This is a genomic window from uncultured Mailhella sp., from assembly GCF_944324995.1.
GTDB lineage: Bacteria > Desulfobacterota > Desulfovibrionia > Desulfovibrionales > Desulfovibrionaceae > Mailhella.
This window is the reverse complement of sequence record NZ_CALUYL010000019.1, coordinates 33051-50067: the sequence shown is the minus strand read 5'-3', so window position 1 is coordinate 50067 and position 17017 is coordinate 33051. Positions and strand designations below refer to the sequence as shown.

The window sequence follows — 17017 nt, the reverse complement described above, 5'->3', positions numbered from 1 at the left end:
GCCGCAATGATGCGCCGCAAAAGGGCGCGTTCAGCCGAGGTGTTTGCGCAGCCAGGCGCTCCACCAGGTTTCAAAATCCGGCCCGGGCGCGGCGCAGTCGCCGGTCAGCGCGTCGGCGCTCAGGGAGGCGAAGAACCGGGCCGAGACTTCCAGCGAAAAGCAGGGAACGGAAAGCCCCAGCGGACGCAGTTTGACGGCGTCCTTGGCGGTGCAGACGACGGGCAGGCGCAGGGCTTCAAGACGGGATTTTTCCCCGGAAAAGTCGTGGTGATCGGGGAAGGTCAGCATGCGTTCCGGGCTTTTGCCGAGAAAGGCGGAAACCGTGTGCAGAGCCTGGGAAGGATCGCCGATGCCGCAGGCAAAGACGTAGGCTCCGGGCACGGCGGACGCGTCGGAAAGCGGCGCGGCGTCCGCGTTCAGGGGGCGAAGACCCGCAGGCTCCATGCGGAAGGCGAAGACCGGGCGGGGATACTGCCGGAGGCGCTGTTTCAGCGCCGGAACAAGTTCCGGCCACTCTTCCGGTTCGGCCTTGATGAGATAGGCTCCGGCGTCGCGCAGGCCGGATTCCGGTTCGCGCCAGCTTCCCGCGGGAATGACGCGGTTCCAGTTGGAGGGGGGGCGGCCCGGAGCGGGGGTGAGGCGCACGTCGTCCTTGTCGAGGAGCACGAGATCGAGATCGCGCCCCGTGGAGAGGTGCTGAAAGCCGTCGTCGAGCAGGTAGAAGTCGGGAGAGAATTCGGATTCCACGCGCTCTCCCGCGCGGTTGCGGTCGGGATCGACCATGATCACGGCGTCGGGATGGCGCGTGGCCAGCATGAGCGGTTCGTCGCCGCATTCGGCAGGGGGCACGCCGGGGGCCGCCCGCAGGGGCAGAGACGAGGGATGCGCGCCGTAGCCGCGCGTGAGCACGGCGGCGCGAAGGCTGTGACGCGAGGCGTGATCGAGCAGCCAGTCCGTGACCGGCGTTTTGCCCGTGCCGCCCCAGGAAATGTTTCCCACGGAGGCGCAGGGCCGGGGCGGTTTCCACTGACGGAGCAGTCCGCGGCGCGTCATGCGGCGGCGGAGGCTGCCCCCGAAGCCGTAGAGCAGGGAGAGGGGCAGCAGAATCGGCGCGAGAATGTTTTGCAGGGGGTGGCGTTCTGCCATGGCGGCACCGGGCGGAAAGACGTTCAAGCCCAGACGGATTCCGTGGGCAGGCATCCGTCGGTATGCGGGTTATTCGTGCCGGACGGGCGTGTAGTCGATGACGGCCTCTTCGTCCGTGCGTTCCAGCTTGAAGATGACGGGGCGCAGACCGTCGTTGCAGCTCACGATGGCCACGCCCGGCGTTTTTATCCAGTCGCCGTAGTAGAAGAGTTCGTCGCCCGTGCCGTGGGCCAGCGCGAACACGTACTGATAGACGGCCTTCCACGCTTCATCGCAGAAGTGCGCGGGCTTGGCGTAGTCGGCGTAAAAGACCTGTCCGGCCTTGAGCATGGGGCAGGGGCCGAGGCCTTCGACGCCGTATTCTCTGGCAAGGGGTTCGTCGAAGGTGGTTTTCAGAACGGTGATGCGCACGCGTTTCATGTCGGAAGCCCCGTTGCGGTCAATGGATGGCGTACATGCGAACGGCCGGCGAAAAGCCGGCCTGAGAAAAGAGGGAAGAGGAAGGCCGCGACGTTCAGCCGCGGCCTTCCATAAGCGTCAGCTGTTGCGGTTGCCGAGAAGGCGGAGCAGCATGAGGAACATGTTGATGAAGTCGAGGTACAGGGTGAGCGCGCCGAGCAGCGCGCCGCGGCGCATGGCAAGGCTGTCGTCCACGGGAGCGCTTTCGCCCATCATGCGGAGCTTCTGCGTATCGTAGGCGGTGAGGCCGGTGAAGATGATGACGCCGAGCACGCTGATGGTGAGGTCAACGGCGGAGTTGCCGATGAAGGCGTTCACGAGGCTGGCGAGCAGGATGCCCCACAGGCCCATGATCATGAAGCTGCCCATGCCGGAAAGATCACGCTTGGTGACCATGCCGAACACGCTCATGCCGCCGAACATGCCCGCGGTGACGATGAAGGCCTGAGCCACGGAAGAGCCGGTGTACACCAGAAGCACCGGGCCGAGGAACACGCCCATGAGCACGGAATACAGCAGGAACAGGCCGGTGGCCGTGCCTGCGGAGAGCACGTGCATTCTGGCGGTGATGAACATGGAAAGACCGATGACGGCCACCATGAGCAGAATCATCATGATGGTGTTGGTGAACAGAAACTGCATGATGGCCATGTTGGAGGCCGTGAACACGGCGGCGAGCGCAGTGACGCCGAGAGCCGCCGTCATCCAGAGATAGACCTGCTGCATGTAAACGGCAACGCTGGAGCGTCCGTAGCTCTGCACCTGGTCGCGAGACGTGTTATTCATGAATGTTTCCTCCCGAAGGGGTAAATGGCGAGGTTTGCCGCAATAATTCTGCGAATTCAGGATAACAATAAGGCTTCTTGCCCCTTAATGCAAGGCGCTGAGGGAAAAGAAAATTTCCGAGCTTGACGCAAGGTGTCGTTTTTTTTATGTTCGCTGGCGGAGGCGTCTCGTAACCGGTGTTGCGCCTGGTCTTCAAAACCAGTGTCAGGCTGAGAGGTCTGAGGTAGGTTCGACTCCTATACGCTTCCGCCAAAAGACGCGCATAAAGCCTCATGAAGCTTCAACGGCTTCGTGGGGCTTTCCTTTTTCTGCGCTGCCTTGCGCGCTCTTATGGCGTTTCTTTGCCGAAGTGGGCGGCATGCGGCGGCAGCGTCGGGCAGCTCGCGGGCGGCGTTTTTCTGGATCATGCCGGATGAGAGGCGACTATGACGGAAGAAGAAAAGATTTTTGCAGGAAGGCTTTTTGATGCGAGATGTCGGGAACTCAAGGACATCAAGCATGTGGCGCACGAGCTGTGCCGGAAGTTCAACGCCATGGATGAATATGATCCTGAAAGGCTGCCGCTCATACGAAAATTCATAGGAAGCATCGGCAGCAATTATTACTTTCAGGGGCCCATCCAGTTTAATTACGGCTGCCACACGTTCATCGGCGACAACTTTTTCGCGAACTTCAATCTGCTCATCTTTGACGACGGGAAAGTCGTCATCGGCAACAATGTGATGTTCGGGCCCAACGTCAGCCTTCTTTGTTCCAACCATCCCCTCATTGCGGATGAACGCATACGCATGACCTATCCTGACGGCCACGTGTCCACGTCGGAGTTCGCGGGAGAAATTCATATTGAAGACGACGTCTGGCTGGCGGCCAATGTTGCCGTCATCGACGGAGTGACCATAGGAAAGGGCGCGGTCGTGGGCGCAGGCAGCGTGGTCACGCACGACATTCCCGCCGGATGGCTGGCCCTCGGCGTTCCTGCAAAGCCGGTCAGGAAGATTTCCGAGCGGGATTCCAGGATGCACCTGCTGAGCTAGGCGTCTCTCCCCGCGCTGCCGTCCTTGTCCCGCAGGGAAGGAAACGTTTTTTTGCCGACGCCGTCCGGGCCCGCTGCCGTGAAAGGCGGCGGGCTTCTGTGTTAAATGCTCCGGCGGTTCGCGTCCAAGGAACGGCGCATCCGCGGGACGGATATGTTTTGATGAAAAGAGGCCCGGGGCTTGCGCCGGGGCCTCTTTCGTCGTCTCTGCGGCCGGGCAGAGGGGGCCGGGCTTGATTTCCCCGGACGGCTGCTCCTTGTCAGGGAAGCGAGATGCGCGAGCCGCAGGCAAGGTAATGGAGCCTGTCGCCGAGCGTCTGTTTCAGATAGTCAAACGGGCCTCGCCCCGTGCAGTGGCAGGTGTAATACTCGGTCGGAAACGCCGCCAGATGCCGGGCGGCGAAATCGAGCGTTGCGCGGCCCTGCTGATCGGGCTTCAGCGACCTGAAGTGGAATCCGCCCACGAGCACGTCGGGCCGCAGCCATTGCACGATGTTCAGTATGCCCTTGTGGGAACAGCCGCTGATGACCACGAGTCGTCCGCGTTCCCGGAGGCAGAGATACTGCTCGTGCGTGAAGTCGTCGGGCTCGGGATGCCCGTTGCGCACCATGAGCAGATCCTGACTGTACGAGGGAAAGGGCCGCGCTTCTTCGTTGCAGGAGCACAGCCGCATGTCGTCGTCCAGAGACAGCACGTCGTCCGTCGGCACGATGCGGGGATTGCCGGCCAGCGAGGGATCCATGCCTATTTCCCGGCCGTCTGCGGCGAGGTGGCGTTCAAAGGCACGGCGATGCACATAGACGGGCGCGTGATCGTTCACGGCGAGGAAGCGGGCCAGACCTCCGGTGTGATCGTAGTGCCCGTGGGACACGACGGCCATGTCCACAAGGCGCAGATCCACGCCCAGACGTTCGGCGTTGCGGGCAAAGGCGTCCGTCTGTCCTGTGTCGAAGAGGATGCGGTGCCTTTCCGTTTCGATGTAGAGGCTCAGACCGTGCTCGGCGATGAGACTTTCGTCGGACGCGGTGTTTTCCAGAAGCGTGACGATGTGCATGTCGGACTCCTTGTTGCGGGCTTGCGTTTCGACAGTAAGCCGCGCCGCAGGCGCTGTCCATCGGGAGAGCCGTGCATGGAGCCGGGAAGGATGAGTTTCCCGTGCATCGGTGCCGTCCAGAGGAAAAACGGCATTCCGATGCACGGGACGGCTCTGCACTTCGTCCGAAGTGTTCGGCCGGAAAATATCAGAAGGAACGGCAGGCCCGGATCAGCAGGATGACGGCAATCATGATGAGGATGAGAAGGATCAGCTTGCGGAACATTTCCTGATCGATTTTCTGCCCGAGATACACGCCGATTTTCGTTCCCACGTAGCAGCTGATGACGCCGGCGGCCGCCAGCTTCAGGATCGGTACGGTATAAAATCCCGACAGAGCCTGAAAAAATACGCTTCCGTAATTGGGGAACATCAGAAATACGTTGATGTTTCCCCGTGATCTGTCCGGCGACCAGTGCTTCAGCAGAGCGTAGATTCCCAGAGGCGCTCCGACCATGGCCACGGAGGCGTTGACCGCTCCGCAGATGACGCCGGTGGCTATGCCCGTGAAGACGGAATCGGGAAGCCTGTAGCGGCAGATAGTCCTGCACGACTGCATGAACACGAACGCGAAGAGCACGATGCACAGAACAAGCTGAAGCACGGCCATGGAAGCGGAACGCAGCAGAAGAACACCGAGGAAGCACCCCGGAGCGGCTCCGAGAATCAGATATTTGATGTCGCTCCACCGGCAGGCGTGGCGGTAGTTCAGGGCCAGCTGCGTGGAGGCGAATATGCATATGAGGCAGGAGATGAGAATGGAGTTTTCCGTGGACAGGGAAATCATCATGATGGGAATGGCGATCATGGCTCCGCCGATGCCCGTTACGCCTCCGGCTATGCCTCCGAGAAACCATCCGATGGCCACCATAAGAAAACTCAAGGGAGCCTCCTTGGAAAAAGCTCTTGCAAAGAGCCTCCGTCGCGATGCGCTGATCGCGGCGGAGGCTCTTCATCTCCGATTATTTCGTGATCTCAAAGACGGCGCAGCAGTCCTTGTCTCCCAGACCCTGACTGCTTGCCTCCGTGTAATAGCGGCAGGCCTGTTCCATGAGCCTGGGCTCATAGCCCCAGTTTTTGGCCATGGCGCAGCCGAGCTTCACGTCCTTGAGCGCCAGATCCACGCCGAAGCGGGCCGCGTAGTCTCCTTCCGCAATCCACGGGCCGCGCACATCCAGCTGGAAACTGCGGGCTCCGGTGTCCTGAAGCAGTTCCACGAGCAGCTTGGGATCCATGCCGGCCAGACGGCCGATGCGCATGCCTTCGGCCAGAACGGCGAGGTTGGTCATGCCCACAAGATTGCTCAGCAGTTTTACCGCACAGGAGGCGTCCACCGTTCCCACATCCCGGGGCTGTCCTATTTTCGAGAACAGAGGCATGAGTCGTTCAACGGCCTTGCGGTCGCCGCCGATGAACAGGGGTTCCTGGCAGTGTGCGGCCATCTGCGGGGTTTTGCCTACCGTGGCCTGCACGTAGGCTATGCCCTTCTCGGCGGCTGCGGCCGCCAGCTTTCCGGCGGTTCCGGGGTCGATGGTGCTGAATTCCACATGGACGGAGCCGGCTTTCATATGGGCATAAAGGCCGTTTTCTCCGAGCACCGTTCCGGCAACGTGCTCGGGCAGCGGAAGGCAGGTGCAGAGAACGTCGCAGACCGCGAGATCCGATATTTCGGCGGCTACCTGGGCGCCTGCCTCACGGAAAGGTTCGAGCCGTTGCGGCGTGCGTCCGTACACCATGAGCGACTCGCCTGCCGCCATGATGTTCTTTGCCAGCGGAGCTCCCATATTGCCGAGACCGATAAACGAAACCAGCATGATATGCCTCTCTCTTTCCAGGGTTTTTATTAATGTTGAAGCTTAAGAAGGCCGTTATCCCTGATAGGCGTCCAGTTTGGCCCGAAGCTCTTTCATGAAGGCTTCGTCGGCCTTGGCGCCTTCGAGAAGATACGGGCGTCCCAGATAGCCGTACTTGGGCTGACCCATGCGGTGATAGGTGAGCGCTTCGTATTTGATGTTGGGACGCAGAGGAATCATGCGGCGGATGGCCATGATTTCCTCTTCCGTATCATTGAAGCCGGGAATGACGGGGGTGCGGATCAGAATGGGCAGAGAGGGGAAATGTTCAAAGACATGCTGGATGTTCTGGAGAATCTGCTTGTTGCTGCTGCCGGTGAACTTCTTGTGCTTTTCGTCGTCCAGAGATTTTACGTCGAAAATAAGCTGATCGAGATAGTGACAGGCTTCGTCCAGCACTTCGGTCGGATAGCAGCCGCAGGTTTCGATGGCGGTGGAGAGTCTGTGATATTTGGCTTCCCGCAGCATGGCGAGCGCAAATTCGGGCTGAGCCAGGGCTTCGCCGCCGGAGAGCGTGAGACCTCCGCCGGATCTCGTGTAGAACACGTCGTCCTCTTCCACCTTTTTGATGACCTCTTCCACCGTGGTTTCATATCCGTAGAAGGACTGGGCGCCGGAAGGACAGGCGTTTACGCAGGCTCCGCAGGAGGTGCACAGGGCCCGGTTGTAGCAGTTCATGCCGTCGACGACGGTGATGGCTCCCGTGGGGCAGGCTCTGGAGCAGCGACCGCAGACGGCGGCCGTCAGACATCTGGTGGGGTTGAAGGCCCGCTCAGGAGTAAAAAGCTGGGATTCGGGATTGCTGCACCAGCGGCAGCGCAGGGGGCAGCCCTTGAAGAATACGATGGTACGTATGCCCGCACCGTCATGAACGCTGAACTTCTGGATGTTGAAGATTATTCCTTTTTGTTTGCTGTCCTGCATGACGTTCTCCTGGCGAAGTTGGGAGACTGAGGGTGGCGGAAAAGAGAATGTTCACACTGTGCCGGGACGGCTGCATTCCGACGCCGGAGCCGGAATGCGCGGCGGGAATATCTGTTTTGTCTCCGAAGGAAAACAGAAGCTGTACGAACACAGCGCGGGCGCAGAAAAAAAACGCAGGATAAAGCTCCTGCGTGTTGCCGGGGAGGAACCCCTCCCCGGCAGGCTGTTTTACTCCATCAGACTACACTTCGGAGTGTTCGGTACGTTCGATGACGTCGTTCTGCAGGTCGCGGGACATGTCGCAGAAGAAGGCGCTGTAGCCGGCGACGCGGACGATCAGGTTGCGGTAGTTGCTGGGATCCTTCTGGGCGGCTTCAAGCGTGGCGCGGTTGATGATGTTGAACTGCAGATGCCACAGCTTCAGGTCGCACCAGGTGCGGATGAGGTTCATGATCTTGTGGGTGCCTTCCTCACCGGCCACGGCCTTGGGCGAAAGCTTGATGTTCAGGAGGCGGGACGCACGGTTGATCATGCCGTAGTTCTTGGAATGGAAGTTGGAGAGCAGGTCGCCGGTCGGGCCCTGATGGTCGGCGCCGTGAGAGGCGGAGGAACCGTCGGACAGAGCGGTGCCGGCCTTGCGGCCGTTGGGCGTGGCGCCGATGATCTTGCCGAAGGGCACATGGGAGGTGATGGGCACATAGCGCACGTCCACATGGATGCCGCGTTCACGGCTGCTCTTTTCAGCTTCGACCTGGGTGAATCTGTCGATGTCCTTGGCGATGCTGTCGGCATAGGGATCGTTGTTGCCGTAGGCGGGAGCGCTCTTCAGCATCTGCTGGATGGGTTCGTAACCCACGAAGTCGGCCTTCAGGGCTTCCAGCAGTTCCTTCATGGTAAGCTTCTTTTCTTCAAAGACGAGCTTCTTGATGGCGGCCAGGGAGTCGGTGACGGTGCCGTAGCCGAGGAATTCAAAGTAGGAGAAGTCCACGCCGCCGGGGATCTTCTGGGTGTGCAGATCGAGGGCGTTTTCCATGCAGAGGTTGTGGAGCACGGAAGAGAGCGGAGCGGCGAAGTGCTGGGGACGCAGGCAGTCAACGATGTGCTGCTGCTGGAAGGCCTTGTGCAGCAGGTTGATGTGCTGCTTCTTGTAGGCTTCGTAGAATTCTTCCCAGGTCTTGAATTCGCAGGGATCGCCGGTTTCCAGACCGAGCAGCTCGTCGCCGTAGTGCAGCATGCGGCCGTTGTAGAGCAGCATTTCGAGGGCGGCGCCGAAGTTGATGTACACGCAGCCGGAGGTGTAGGTGTCGCGGTTGGGATGACGGGTTTCGGTGCAGCCGGAGATGGCGTAGTCCAGAGCTTCATTGACCGGAACGCCCTTGACGGTGTTCAGGAACACGACTTCTTCGTCGTTGATGAGCTTGGGGAAGCCGGAACCGTCCTTGATGGTAAGGGCGATTTCGTACATGAAGCGCTCAGGCGTGCGGGCATGGATGCGGGTGGCCAGGTCGGGGTAGTTCAGCGGGAATTCTCTCTTGGATTCCAGGAACAGGTAGGACAGATCGTTGGTGGCGTCTTCGCCGTCGGGGGTCTGTCCGCCGATGGTCACGGCTTCCCAGTGAGCGTAGCCTTCCTGGAATTCGTTGCCGGTGGGGTTGATGTACAGGTCGATGAACTGCGCCATGTCGACCCACATGCATTCCAGAAGTTCCTTGGCCTGTTCGCGGGTGATGCGGCCTTCTTCGATGTCCTTCTTGTAGTAAGGATAGAAGTACTGGTCCATACGACCGTTGGAGATGATGGCGCTGGCCTTCTGTTCAATGCGGGAGAACATCTGCACGAACCACTGGCACTGCACGGCTTCGCGGAAGGTGCGGGCGGGGTAGGCGGGAACGCGTTCGCAGATTTCGGCGATTTCAAGCAGTTCGGCCTTGCGCTTGGGATCGGCTTCGGTGGCGGCCAGGCTGCGGGCCAGTTCCACATGACGATGAGCCCAGATCATGATGGCGTCGCACACGATGATCATGGCTTCGTAGAAGGGCTTCTTTTCCCACAGATCCACGGAGTTGGTGAGGTCGAGCTTGCTCAGGCGTTCCTTGGCTTCGTTCTGAATGTCGATGAAGCCGCGCTTGATGACCTTTTCATAGTCCGGCACCCACTGAAGGGCGGAACGATAGGAGGAAGTTTCGGAAACGATGAACTTGGACTTCAGGCCGCGTTCGTCGTCGTAGGTCACTTCGCGGATTTCTGCGGGAATGACCTTGTTCAGATGTTCATGATAGGTCTTTCCTTCCCAGTAGGGCGCAATCTCTTCCATGACGATGCGCTTGTCTTCGGGAGAAATGATGAAGGGGCTCTTTTCACGATGATCAAGGTCGGCCAGCACTTCACGGTAGAAGTCGCCGTCGATTTCAGGATACAGAATGCCGTAGCGGCCGAGCTGACCGACGCGGCCGGCAAGAAGCTGATCGGGGGTGATGTAGACGGTGATCTTTTCCGCGACGTTCTTCAGAGCCTTGGCCCAGCGGAGGGTGAGCAGTTCGCCCTCGGTGGTCTTCATGGATTCAGTGAAGTACTTGGCGCGTTCGACGTCCACGTGGGGAACGGTGAACTGAATGCGGTCGAGAATCTTGTAGACGCGTTCGCGTCCCTTGCGGTTGACCGTCTTGCTGTTGAGGCGTTCTTCCTGGGGAGAAAGGCAAGCGCAGCACTGGGACATGGTATCCTCCAAAATTGTATGTTTGAAAGGCGTCGCGCCTTTCGTGTTTGCTTGCCTCTCACTATGCATGAATCGTGCCAAAAAATTATCTTGTTGTTTTTATTGATAATTTCTATTTTTCGAGGTTTTTGTTTCTGATTTGTTTGCGAAAAACAGTGTGCATTTTTGCGACTTTTATATTCAATATACTGTTTTTATTTGTATTTTAAAATGAGTAAAAAAACACAAAATCAGGAAAGGAAGCCTTTATCGTGCATTTTTGCACAACAAGGCTTTTCCGGGGTGCTGCCGAAGAGGCGGACCGCCGGCAGGAGATAAAAAAATTCATTTTTTAAATTCGCGCTGTTAGAGGAAAAAGGACGGTGCCTGACCTGCGCATGGATGGGGGCAAAACCGCTGAAAAGATGGCATGTTTTTTGCATATATTTAGGAAGGGAAAGATTTTTTCCTTATGACGGCGCGCCGGACGAATGATCCGATGCCGGAGCTTGTGGGCCGAAGGCAGAAGATCGGGCCGTCCCTGCACCTTGCGCCCGGAAATTGTTTTTGAAGGACTTTTTTATGGTTATCGAAGAAGAAAAGGAAAGTCTTATTAAGGAAATCGTCGAACGGGAACTGAACATGTTCCTCGCCACTCCCAATGAAGGCGGCACCAGTCCCTGCCAGACCCGTCCGCAGTCCTTCCGCCTCATGCGTCGCATGAACCACTGCACTCATGACAAGGCTACGCTTGAATCGTATCTTCAGGATCTGCGCGAGGCCGAAGAGGCGGGACGCAATGTCATGATCGAGAAATACGCCCGCATGGACGACCGCATTCCTCCTCTTTCCGAGAGTCCTTTTCTGGATGCGATTGCCGACATGGAACTCGAGTTTCTCATTGAGGCCGCCGAGCGGTATCCTCATGCGATAACGGTGGGCGATCACACCTTTTTCCGTAAATATATGCGTTGCGAGCTGGAGACGCTGTCTGACCGCACGCTGGAACTGTATGCCGGAGAGCTGAAAAAGGCCCGCGAGGAGTCCAGAAATCCTGTTCTGGAGCGCTACGACTATCTGTGGTCCACGCTCGGCGAGGGCTCCTTGGCCGAGTATGAAAACAGGCTGGCCGCAAAGCGGTAGGCCAAACAAAGGAGTATGCCAATCATGAGCTCATTTTCTACCATAGCCTGCTGCATCGATCTGACCGAGAACAACGAGGATATTGTTTCGTACTGCCGCGAAATGGCCGAACTGACCGGGGCGAAAATTATTCTTGTCCATGTGCTTCCTCCTGTCGGCAGTTTTTCCAACTACGGCTCCGGCTACGACAAGCTCAAGAAGGTTGCGGAAGACAGCCGCAGCGAAACGGAAAAGCATGTGCGTGAGTTTGCGGCCAAATACTTCTCCGATCTGCCCTGTTCCCCGCTGGTGCTGACCGGCCGGATTGATGAGGCCATCAACGAACTGGTGGATAAAAAGTGCGCCGATCTCGTCATCATGGGCAGCCTCAATACCCACGGTCTGTTCAACTTTTCCGGCAAGACGTCCGCCCGTCTCATAAACAGAAGCCGTGTGCCCGTCATGATCATTCCCAATGATCTCAGCCTCGAATGTTCGCCTGAAGAAGATTTCTAGCCGTTTCTGATACCGCAATTTTTACTGTTCCATATCGGAGAAAGTTCCATGATATTCGATTTTCGTCTTCGTCCTCCCTACAAGGGATTCAAGAATCTCGGCATTTTCAGCCCCATCTGCAACGAATCTGCCCCTCAGAAGTATCACGGCATTCCCAGCGAAGCCGCGCGCAAGAAGGATCTGGACCTGTTCTGGAAGGAAATGGCGGACGCGGGCATTTCCAAGGGCGTCATCATAGGAAGACAGGTGCCCAATGATGCCGCTTCCGTTCCCAATGACGATATCCTGGCCATGGCGCGCGAGTTTCCCGACAAGATCATTCCTTTCGGCAGCCTCGACATTACCCGCGGCGTTTCCGCCACCATGGACGAGCTTGAGCGCTGCATCGAAGGCGGCATCAAGGGTGTTGCCATGGAACCCGCCTATGCCATGCCGCCCAGAAAGGCCGACGCCAACGTGCTTTATCCTCTTTACGCGCGTTGCGAAAAGGCCGGCATTCCCATGGTGCTGACCATGAGCTTCTTCCAGGGCACGCTGGAATATTCCGATCCCAGCGCCGTGCAGCATGTGGCCAACGACTTCCCGAATCTGCAGATCGTCGTTGCCCACGGCTGCTATCCGTGGATTCCCATGATCTTCCAGGTGGCCATCACCAACAAGAACGTGTGGCTGCTGCCCGACATCTACATGCTGAACCCCACGGCTCCCGGCAACCAGATGTTCGGCGAAGCCATGAAGTGGCTCGACGGCGAGCGCATTCTCTACGGTTCCGCCTGGCCCTGCTACAACATGAAGCAGGCCATTCAGGATCTGGAACGCTTCAACTTCTCTCAGGAACACAAGGAAAAGTTTTTCTATAAGAACGCCGAACGTCTCCTTAATATAAAGCTGGCCTGATAGCGCATCTTCCGTCCTGTCAGTCTGTGGCGACCGGCGGTCATGACGTCATTGAGAACGTTGTGACCGCCGGTCTTGTTTTATCGAGAGAGGCGCGGCCGCTTGAAATGCACAGTAGGGCGATTGTGTAAGGAAAGCCCCTGGTCGGCGGTTGTTTCGGAAAGCGGAGGCGGGTGTCGGAGATGATTTGTGATGTATTGCACATGAAGGGGGCCGGTTCAACCGGAGGGGGGAACGGTTCCCGGTTCGTCTGCGATTTCGTGAAGGCGAGGCCCTCTGCCTCTGGTGAAACCGCATGCGTTTCAGTACGTATTTTTGTAGAAAAAATAATATGTTGCCGATGAGAAACCGGAAAAGCGCATTTTCAGGGGAAAAAGTGCACATTTTCCGCCTTACGGAAACGTGTAGTGCAAAAATGCACACTAAAAAATTATATATAGAATAAAAACAATGGGTTGATTTATATTTTTGATATGTGCAAAAAAGCTCAATATTGTATTTTTACACAAATAGCCGTGCAGAAGGAGCGTTTTTCGGGGAAAAAGGCGTGTTGCACGCCCAAGTTCGGGAGGGGGAAATTGTCAACAATAATGTGTAAATGTGAAGAATATAATAAGTTTAAAGAAGTTGACGAAAAAGCCGCTGGAAAGGCCTTGCCTGTAAAATGTTGGTACGGTTTTTGCAGAGATAAAGAAGAATCCGAAAATTTGTGAAAAATTCATACATGTCTTTGCAACGGGGTATGACCTGTGCCGGGTATGAACAGAATGTTTCAATGAGTTTTCGTGATTTTCCATCAGAAAGCATAGTTGTTTTTCCATTGCCCTCGCGTCAGGGATATTCACAGGTTGTCATGCTTGTGATGCTATTATAGAAGTGTAAATTCTATAACAAATTAATGGAGGAGGAGTTTATGAAAGGTTTGATTTGCGGACTGACTGTGCTGGCCCTGCTTGGGATGGTGAGCACGGGCGAGGCTGTCGAATACAAGAAGATGAATATTCGCGTGGCTACGGCCAATCCGCAGGGAAGCCATCATGTAACGGCACTGGAGAAGTTCAAGGAAATTATTGAACGTGAATCCAACGGCGCCATCAAGGTGCAGACGTTCTACGGCGGCTCCCTCGGCGACGAGCAGGCCAACGTCAAGCAGTGCCGCGACGGCGAACTCGACATTACCGTTACTGCCTGCGGCAACTTCACGCCTGCTGCTCCTTCTGCCGGTGTTCTTTACATGCCTTATATGTTCCCCACGCCCGAAGATGCCAAGAAGCTGCTTTCCAATGAAGCCTTCATGAACAAGCTGACCGACATCATCGTCAAGGAAAGCCGCACCCGTCCTCTCGGCTGGCTCATCGGCGGTTATCGTCACATTACCAACTCCAAGCATCCCATCACCAAGCTGGACGATCTCAAGGGCCTGAAGATCCGTGTGCCCGGCGTGACGCTTCAGCTTGAAACCTTCCGCGCCTGGGGCGTGGAACCGCATCCTCTTGCCTGGTCCGAAACCTTCAACGGCCTGCAGCAGGGCGTTGTGGACGGTCAGGAAAACCCCCACACCATCAACCGCGACCAGAAGTTCTGGGAAGTTCAGAAGTATGTGACGGAAGTTCACTACCTGTACTGGGTCGGACCGTTCCTTGCCAGCGAAAGATGGTATCGCAAACTTGATCCTCAGACCAAGGAACTCGTGAACAAGGCCGTCAAGGAAGCCGTCGCTTATGAATGGCAGTGGTCTGAAGAACAGGATTCCATTGCCCGTCAGGAATGCATCGATCACGGCATGGTCGTGAATCAGCTGACCGATGAGCCCAAGTGGATCGAAGCCGCCCGCTCCGTGTGGCCCCAGCTCTACGATTCCGTCGGCGGAAAGGCCCTTGTGGATGAAGCCGTGGCCATCATCTCGGCCAAGTAACGGATTTCCCCGGAAGGGGGGCTCTCGGGCTTCCCTTCCGAAAGTTTCCTGATTTTATGTGCATTTTTCAGCTTTGACGGAACTACGATGAGCATACTGAAAAAAGTCTATGACTATTTTGAGGAAGGGCTGTGCTGCATCATGTTGAGCGCCATGATTCTGTGTCTCATGGCGCAGGTTGCAGCCAGAATGACTCTGGGAACGTCCATCGCCTGGACCGAGGAACTTTCCCGCTACACCTTTCTCTGGTCGGTGTTTCTGGGAGCGGCGCTGGTTGCCAAGCGCGGAGCCCACGTACGCGTTACTGCCCAGTTCCTGTGGATGGGCGACAAGGCGCGCATGTTCTTCCGTGTGATCGGCGACATCATCTGGGTCTGCTTTCTTATTTTCATTGCATTCAGCAGCCTCCCTGTCATCGAAGAAGGCTTTGAATTTCCCGAAATTTCTCCCACCATGGGATTTGCCAAGGCCTGGGTGGAATCCATCATTCCCTTCAGCTTCGTGCTTGTGGCCTGGCGCATCGTGGCAGACTACTACATCCGCTGGAAGAACGGAACGTTGAACGGTCTCGTCCGCTTTGAGGAGGATGTCTGATGTCTACGCTGGAAATTGCACTCTGCACCCTGTTCCTCATGCTCCTTATGGGGCTGCCCATCTTCATGTCGCTCATTATCGCCTCTTCGGCGGCCCTGCTTCTGGGCGACAGCATGCTTCCGCTTTCCGTCATTCACAACTCGCTTTTTGAAGGCATCAACATCTTCACGCTGTTGGCCATTCCCTGCTTCGTTGTCGCCGGCGCGCTCATGGAGTACGGGAACATAACACAACAAATTATCAACGTGGCGAAAATGCTGGTCGGCCGCATGTACGGCGGACTCGGCATCACCACCATTCTTGCCTGCACGTTCTTTGCCGCCATTTCCGGTTCCGGCCCGGGCACCGTGGCCGCCGTGGGCACCATCATGGTTCCCGCCATGGTCAGATGCGGCTATTCCAAGGACTACGCAGCCGCAGCCGCTTCGTCCGGCGGCACCATCGGCATCATGATTCCGCCGTCCAACCCCATGATCATCTACGCCATTCTGGGCAACCTTTCCGTGACGGCCATGTTCACCGCCGGCTTTATTCCCGGCTTCCTCGTGGCCATGTCCATGATGACTACGGCGTACATCATCGCCCGCCGCAAGGGCTTCAAGGGCGACGACAACCCCGAACCCTTCAATTTCAAGGTATTCTGCCGCACCTGCGGAAAGAGTACCTTTGCCCTGATGACTCCCGTCATCATTCTGGGCTCCATCTACTCCGGCTATGCCACGCCCGTTGAAGCCTCCGTGGTGGCCATTGCCTACTCGCTGTTCGTCGGCTTCGTGATCAACCGCTCCCTCAAGCCCCGTCATATTTATCTCGCCCTCATCGAAGGCGTCATGACCTGCGGCGCGGTGCTCATCATTGTCGGTTCCTCCACGCTGTTCGGCAAGATCCTTACCTATGAACAGGCTCCTCAGAAGCTTGCCCAGCTGATCTTCGACTTCACCAGCAACCCGACCGTCGTGCTGCTGCTGATCATCGTGGTTCTCTATATCCTCGGCATGTTCATGGAGACGCTGTCCACCCTGATCATTCTGGTGCCGGTGCTCCTTCCCGTCATTGTGCAGCTTGGAATCGATCCCATCCACTTCGGCATCATTCTGGTTCTTACCAATGAAACGGCTCTGCTGACGCCGCCTCTGGGCGTAAACATCTTCGTCTCTTCACGAATAGCGGGCATTTCCGTGGAAAGAAACGCCGTGGCCGTTCTGCCCTATGTGGGAACGCTTACCATCTGCGTGCTTCTCATAACCTTCTTCCCCGGCATTGCCACATGGCTTCCCCGCTTCCTCGGATACGGCGTCTAGCTGAACTTTTCTGAACCTTTTCGCAGCCCGGAACATCACAATGTTCCGGGCTGTCTTTTATGTAACACAGTTGCGTCTGCTAATTTTTCGTGCCATGCCTGAAAGTCGTGCGTTGGCCTCTGAAATCGGCGGCGCAGCACGATGCAGTTGCGTCGTTTTTGCAGATCGGCATATGTCGTATTTTTTCGACATGTGCCGATTACTTTTCGGCTTTTAATGTTCGACATGTATTTCCATGTATTGAAATAATGTCTTGTCATCATGTATGAGATATATATTTTTTTAAAATGTTTTACAATTATGTAAATGTGTTTCAATTATTAAAGTTTTTTGTTTTTTTTTAAACTTTTCTGAGATGTCATGCTATTATATGATAAGAAATGGAATGCTTATGTTTTTTTTGTTTTGATATTAAATACAAGTAATAGAAAAAAATTCAATAAAAAAAGAAAAATTTGACTCAAAAAATCAAGTGTCCTATCATAACTGAAATAATTTTTGAAACTGTAGGAAAGTTTTTCATTTTATTTTGCGGGAATCGCATGTTGAGCATATTCATATATTGAATATTGTTTTTGCGGATGCGTATTATATAAAATATTCATAATTAATGTATTTTATTTATATTTAATTATATTATTAATACTTTTTTAATATATTGATAACGTATTATATATAAATT

The 17017-nt window shown here is 56.0% G+C and carries 15 protein-coding genes and 1 tRNA gene; 8 read left to right on the top strand and 8 right to left on the bottom strand.

Annotated elements, in window-relative coordinates; all coding sequences use genetic code 11:
* Positions 1-30: 30 nt before the first annotated feature.
* From lpxK to Q0K02_RS08690, 3 genes are all read right to left on the bottom strand, one after another.
* A complete protein-coding gene (gene lpxK / locus Q0K02_RS08700) occupies positions 31-1146 on the bottom strand; it encodes a tetraacyldisaccharide 4'-kinase (protein WP_294487511.1) in 1116 nt (371 codons plus the stop codon).
* A 69-nt stretch (positions 1147-1215) separates the two neighbouring features.
* Positions 1216-1566, bottom strand: coding sequence for a TIGR04076 family protein (locus Q0K02_RS08695; protein WP_294487508.1), 351 nt, complete (start codon positions 1564-1566; stop codon positions 1216-1218).
* Positions 1567-1683: 117 nt separating this feature from the next.
* Positions 1684-2391 carry a Bax inhibitor-1/YccA family protein gene (locus Q0K02_RS08690; RefSeq protein ID WP_294487505.1) on the bottom strand — a complete coding sequence of 236 codons (708 nt, stop codon included), beginning with the start codon at positions 2389-2391 and terminating at the stop codon, positions 1684-1686.
* 158 nt (positions 2392-2549) lie between these two features.
* Between Q0K02_RS08690 and Q0K02_RS08685 the strand changes: the two genes are divergently transcribed.
* Positions 2550-2643, top strand: a tRNA-Sec gene (locus Q0K02_RS08685).
* A gap of 173 nt (positions 2644-2816) precedes the next feature.
* The gene (locus Q0K02_RS08680; protein ID WP_294487502.1) at positions 2817-3425 is read left to right on the top strand and encodes a sugar O-acetyltransferase; all 609 of its coding nucleotides are present in this window, start codon (positions 2817-2819) and stop codon (positions 3423-3425) included.
* Positions 3426-3684: 259 nt separating this feature from the next.
* Here the strand turns inward: Q0K02_RS08680 and Q0K02_RS08675 are convergent, their stop codons facing one another.
* From Q0K02_RS08675 to Q0K02_RS08655, 5 genes are all read right to left on the bottom strand, one after another.
* The gene (locus Q0K02_RS08675; protein ID WP_294487499.1) at positions 3685-4479 is read right to left on the bottom strand and encodes an MBL fold metallo-hydrolase; all 795 of its coding nucleotides are present in this window, start codon (positions 4477-4479) and stop codon (positions 3685-3687) included.
* Positions 4480-4666: 187 nt separating this feature from the next.
* Positions 4667-5401, bottom strand: coding sequence for a sulfite exporter TauE/SafE family protein (locus tag Q0K02_RS08670; protein ID WP_294487496.1), 735 nt, complete (start codon positions 5399-5401; stop codon positions 4667-4669).
* A gap of 79 nt (positions 5402-5480) precedes the next feature.
* On the bottom strand, positions 5481-6332 hold the full coding sequence (locus tag Q0K02_RS08665; RefSeq protein ID WP_294487494.1) for an NAD(P)-dependent oxidoreductase: 852 nt from the start codon (positions 6330-6332) through the stop codon (positions 5481-5483).
* A gap of 54 nt (positions 6333-6386) precedes the next feature.
* Entirely contained in the window at positions 6387-7295 is a 909-nt protein-coding gene (locus tag Q0K02_RS08660) for a glycyl-radical enzyme activating protein (RefSeq protein ID WP_294487491.1), read from the bottom strand.
* Between the two features lie 241 nt (positions 7296-7536).
* Positions 7537-10011, bottom strand: a complete 2475-nt coding sequence (locus Q0K02_RS08655; protein ID WP_294487488.1) for a glycyl radical protein — start codon at positions 10009-10011, stop codon at positions 7537-7539.
* Positions 10012-10572: 561 nt separating this feature from the next.
* Between Q0K02_RS08655 and Q0K02_RS08650 the strand changes: the two genes are divergently transcribed.
* The 6 genes from Q0K02_RS08650 (at position 10573) to Q0K02_RS08625 (ending at position 16335) form a co-directional block, all read left to right on the top strand.
* Positions 10573-11133: a DUF4125 family protein gene (locus Q0K02_RS08650; RefSeq protein WP_294487485.1), complete on the top strand. Its 561-nt coding sequence runs from the start codon at positions 10573-10575 to the stop codon at positions 11131-11133.
* A 24-nt stretch (positions 11134-11157) separates the two neighbouring features.
* Positions 11158-11628, top strand: coding sequence for a universal stress protein (locus Q0K02_RS08645; protein WP_294487482.1), 471 nt, complete (start codon positions 11158-11160; stop codon positions 11626-11628).
* A gap of 48 nt (positions 11629-11676) precedes the next feature.
* Positions 11677-12525: an amidohydrolase family protein gene (locus Q0K02_RS08640; protein WP_294487479.1), complete on the top strand. Its 849-nt coding sequence runs from the start codon at positions 11677-11679 to the stop codon at positions 12523-12525.
* Positions 12526-13438: 913 nt separating this feature from the next.
* Positions 13439-14440: a TRAP transporter substrate-binding protein gene (locus tag Q0K02_RS08635; RefSeq protein ID WP_294487477.1), complete on the top strand. Its 1002-nt coding sequence runs from the start codon at positions 13439-13441 to the stop codon at positions 14438-14440.
* 87 nt (positions 14441-14527) lie between these two features.
* Positions 14528-15034 (top strand): TRAP transporter small permease, encoded by a 507-nt coding sequence (locus Q0K02_RS08630; protein ID WP_294487474.1) that lies wholly within the window; start codon positions 14528-14530, stop codon positions 15032-15034.
* A complete protein-coding gene (locus Q0K02_RS08625) occupies positions 15034-16335 on the top strand; it encodes a TRAP transporter large permease (protein WP_294487471.1) in 1302 nt (433 codons plus the stop codon). The genes Q0K02_RS08630 and Q0K02_RS08625 overlap by 1 nt, the downstream gene beginning before the upstream one ends.
* Positions 16336-17017 lie beyond the last annotated feature (682 nt).

Bases quoted from the DNA above. Each gene is read 5' to 3' on its own strand.
- lpxK (WP_294487511.1), bottom strand. From the start codon at position 1,146: ATGGCAGAACGCCACCCCCTGCAAAACATTCTCGCGCCGATTCTGCTG.
- Q0K02_RS08695 (WP_294487508.1), bottom strand. From the start codon at position 1,566: ATGAAACGCGTGCGCATCACCGTTCTGAAAACCACCTTCGACGAACCC.
- Q0K02_RS08690 (WP_294487505.1), bottom strand. From the start codon at position 2,391: ATGAATAACACGTCTCGCGACCAGGTGCAGAGCTACGGACGCTCCAGC.
- Q0K02_RS08680 (WP_294487502.1), top strand. From the start codon at position 2,817: ATGACGGAAGAAGAAAAGATTTTTGCAGGAAGGCTTTTTGATGCGAGA.
- Q0K02_RS08675 (WP_294487499.1), bottom strand. From the start codon at position 4,479: ATGCACATCGTCACGCTTCTGGAAAACACCGCGTCCGACGAAAGTCTC.
- Q0K02_RS08665 (WP_294487494.1), bottom strand. From the start codon at position 6,332: ATGCTGGTTTCGTTTATCGGTCTCGGCAATATGGGAGCTCCGCTGGCA.
- Q0K02_RS08660 (WP_294487491.1), bottom strand. From the start codon at position 7,295: ATGCAGGACAGCAAACAAAAAGGAATAATCTTCAACATCCAGAAGTTC.
- Q0K02_RS08655 (WP_294487488.1), bottom strand. From the start codon at position 10,011: ATGTCCCAGTGCTGCGCTTGCCTTTCTCCCCAGGAAGAACGCCTCAAC.
- Q0K02_RS08650 (WP_294487485.1), top strand. From the start codon at position 10,573: ATGGTTATCGAAGAAGAAAAGGAAAGTCTTATTAAGGAAATCGTCGAA.
- Q0K02_RS08645 (WP_294487482.1), top strand. From the start codon at position 11,158: ATGAGCTCATTTTCTACCATAGCCTGCTGCATCGATCTGACCGAGAAC.
- Q0K02_RS08640 (WP_294487479.1), top strand. From the start codon at position 11,677: ATGATATTCGATTTTCGTCTTCGTCCTCCCTACAAGGGATTCAAGAAT.
- Q0K02_RS08635 (WP_294487477.1), top strand. From the start codon at position 13,439: ATGAAAGGTTTGATTTGCGGACTGACTGTGCTGGCCCTGCTTGGGATG.
- Q0K02_RS08630 (WP_294487474.1), top strand. From the start codon at position 14,528: ATGAGCATACTGAAAAAAGTCTATGACTATTTTGAGGAAGGGCTGTGC.
- Q0K02_RS08625 (WP_294487471.1), top strand. From the start codon at position 15,034: ATGTCTACGCTGGAAATTGCACTCTGCACCCTGTTCCTCATGCTCCTT.